This is a genomic window from Escherichia sp. Lx600-2 (genome assembly GCF_036662595.1).
Taxonomy (GTDB): domain Bacteria; phylum Pseudomonadota; class Gammaproteobacteria; order Enterobacterales; family Enterobacteriaceae; genus Escherichia; species Escherichia coli.
In genome coordinates, this window is the sequence record NZ_JAYQWM010000183.1 from 1 (window position 1) to 2,761 (window position 2,761).

The 2,761-nt window shown below is 44.3% G+C and carries 4 protein-coding genes and 1 pseudogene; 1 reads left to right on the top strand and 4 read right to left on the bottom strand.

The window, feature by feature from the left end; translation table 11 throughout:
- The coding region (gene traM, locus OQV04_RS24090) for a conjugal transfer relaxosome DNA-binding protein TraM (protein ID WP_332643166.1) at positions 1 to 195 on the bottom strand (195 nt) is incomplete at its 3' end.
- A 276-nt stretch (positions 196 to 471) separates the two neighbouring features.
- On the opposite strand from traM, the gene OQV04_RS24095 reads away from it, so the two are divergent.
- Entirely contained in the window at positions 472 to 1,119 is a 648-nt protein-coding gene (locus OQV04_RS24095; protein WP_148726238.1) for a transglycosylase SLT domain-containing protein, read from the top strand.
- A 296-nt stretch (positions 1,120 to 1,415) separates the two neighbouring features.
- On the opposite strand, the gene OQV04_RS24100 is transcribed toward OQV04_RS24095, so the two are convergent.
- The 3 genes and pseudogenes from OQV04_RS24100 to OQV04_RS24110 form a co-directional block, all read right to left on the bottom strand.
- A complete protein-coding gene (locus OQV04_RS24100) occupies positions 1,416 to 2,237 on the bottom strand; it encodes a DUF932 domain-containing protein (RefSeq protein ID WP_033804334.1) in 822 nt (273 codons plus the stop codon).
- A gap of 118 nt (positions 2,238 to 2,355) precedes the next feature.
- Positions 2,356 to 2,643, bottom strand: coding sequence for a hypothetical protein (locus OQV04_RS24105; protein WP_000107535.1), 288 nt, complete (start codon positions 2,641 to 2,643; stop codon positions 2,356 to 2,358).
- A 24-nt stretch (positions 2,644 to 2,667) separates the two neighbouring features.
- Positions 2,668 to 2,761: pseudogene (locus OQV04_RS24110) on the bottom strand (single-stranded DNA-binding protein); the annotation flags it as partial.

Genomic DNA, 2,761 nt, shown 5'->3' on the forward strand with positions numbered 1-2,761 from the left:
CTCTGTCTGGTTAAACGCAGACTCTTTACGCTCCATCTGTGCATCATATACGCGAAGCCCCAATTCAAGAAGCATTGAAGCAGTTCCTGAAAGGCTTATATCTTTATCTCTTGCTCCCTCCTGACGACGCTTTTCAACAATCATGTTAATTTTTTCATGAACCTCATTACTGATATACAGATTTACTCTGGCCATAAGACAGTACCTTTTATATTCTGAAACAAGTGTTTTATTTCATTTACTAATAGTTTGGTCTGAAAAAAGAAGAGCACCCCTAGCAGCGCCCCTAGGGGCATACTATAAAAAAACGCACGGCGCTGCTAGGGGCGGCCCTAATATATCCAAATGTTTTTCATAAAATTTGTCAGTACTGACCCTAACAAGGGTCGCCATAGGGTCGCCATAGGGTCGTCAACGCCCCTATTTAATAATGTAAAATAAATTAAAATACATTATTTAAAACATAAGCTAATGATTCAAAAAGCAAATCAGCAAAAACTTGTTTTTGCGTGGGGTGTGGTGCTTTTGGTGGTGAGAACCACCAACCTGTTGAGCCTTTTTGTGGAGTGGGTTAAATTATTTACGGATAAAGTCACCAGAGGTGGGAAAATGAAAAAATGGATGTTAGCCATCTGCCTGATGTTTATAAATGAGATCTGTCTGGCCACTGATTGCTTTGATCTTGCAGGCAGGGATTACAAAATAGATCCTGATTTACTGAGAGCAATATCATGGAAAGAATCCCGTTACCGGGTTAATGCCATCGGTATTAATCCGGTAACGGGATATGGCAGCGGACTGATGCAGGTAGATTCCCAGCATTTTAACGAACTGGCCCGCTATGGAATTAAGCCGGAACATCTGACAACAGATCCCTGCATGAACATTTATACCGGTGCTTATTATCTGGCAATAGCCTTTAAAAAATGGGGCGTCTCCTGGGAGGCCGTTGGTGCATACAATGCCGGATTCAGGAAAACCGAACGCCAGAACCAGAGACGTCTTGCCTACGCATCAGATGTTTACCGGATTTATACCGGGATAAAAAGCAGTAAAGGTATCCGGCTTCCGGCCACGAAGAAATCACTTCCGGAAATTAACAGCGAGCAGAACAATTAATCTTACAGACATTGTCAGATACCGGTTATGCCGCAAAAGCGGCATGGAAGGCCACACACAAAAATATCATATGAGTGACAATACTGACTGGCCGAAGCCCCGCGAAGCGGGAACCCATCTTATATATACCCGGTAACTGCGCAGCCTCCTGCCAGACCATTTTTCGCGGGCACAATATTTACAGACAACCGGAAAGCCGGTTGATGAAATCGAGGTATATCAGACGACACAGCAATGCCGAAAAATGATAATATAAGTAAAGCCCCGAAAATTTTTTCGGGGCTTTACTTATATTATCATGACTTCCACTTTCTGAACTGTTCGGCAATCACCCATAACGCCTTGTTGATTCTTATATCACCATCAATACCTGTAATGGCTCTTGTCATGGTATTTTTCCCGGAGGCACTTCGCCCCGATAATCCACCTTTTATCATATTCTCCTGAACCCGCTGCCAGGTCGTCCAGAGATCGTTCTGTTTATCCTCCCGACGACGGGGAGTAATTATCTGTTCAGGCGTCACTGGCGTTTTATTTTCATCTTCATACCTGACCATCAGTGCAGCTCTGCCAAATAAATGTTGCTCGTCACTGTTAAGATGAATTTCTTTCATCGCCTCCATATTATCAGTGACCTTATCAAAGACACCGAGTACTTCATACGCTCCCTCGATAACCTGCCCGACAATATCACCTTTATGTGGAACGCGGATTTCGCCAAAATTATTTCCGCACACCAGGCCATTTGTGCAGACAAAACGAAAAATTCCGGGGATCATCTGATAACTGGATGAACCATCATGTGAATTAAGCAGGATAATTTCAGGAACTTCCTGCCCGTTAATATGCCCTTCCCTGCGAAGACGTAACATATGTTTACTGTATTCGCGACGTCCCAAATCACGAACCCGACTCTGACAGGCAAAGAATGGCTGGAAACCTTCATCACGTAACTTATTGATGATATTGATTGTTGGAATATACGTATAACGTTCACTCCGGGACTTATGTTTATCACCGGAAAATACCGAAGGCACGAACTGCATTAATTCATCATCCGTTAAAGGACGTTCACGGCGGATGGAATTATACCGACCAAAACGGGAAGTTAATCGCATAACAGCTACTCCTTTATGAAAGAATAAATTTAATAAAAAATTTTTCCGCTTAATATAATCCCCCCCGATCTCCATTAACAAGATTGCAACAATCAGGAGGGGTATTCATCACATCCGGTCAGCAGATCGCCCGGATATCGAGGCCGGCACGCTTAATCTGACGCAGGAACTGTTTGAAGTGATCGGCTTCCGCAATGTTGATATGGCGGAACTGCTTATCCACACCCTGACTGAGCGCGTAGCTATAACTGAAGGCCATCTTTTCCGGGTGGCTTTTGCGATATTTTTTCAGCTCAGTCAGGCTGCTGAATTCCAGGACGTCCCACTCTTCCCCGGTGTTTTTTTTCTTCCCGGCAACAAGAAGCGTGTACGACGCGGTGTTAACGTGGATATTTCGGGTACTCATCCTGCTTTCTCCTCTCTCTGGTTTTCAGCCCCCATCATCTGTTGAGTTTCGGGAGCCGCGGTTTTGACGTTTTGCGGGGACCTGCCTTTTGTTCCCTCCGGTATTCACCATCACCTTT

What these genes read in the sequence shown, in the direction of transcription:
- OQV04_RS24095 (WP_148726238.1), top strand. Translation starts at nt 472, where the DNA reads ATGATTCAAAAAGCAAATCAGCAAAAACTTGTTTTTGCGTGGGGTGTG.
- OQV04_RS24100 (WP_033804334.1), bottom strand. Translation starts at nt 2,237, where the DNA reads ATGCGATTAACTTCCCGTTTTGGTCGGTATAATTCCATCCGCCGTGAA.
- OQV04_RS24105 (WP_000107535.1), bottom strand. Translation starts at nt 2,643, where the DNA reads ATGAGTACCCGAAATATCCACGTTAACACCGCGTCGTACACGCTTCTT.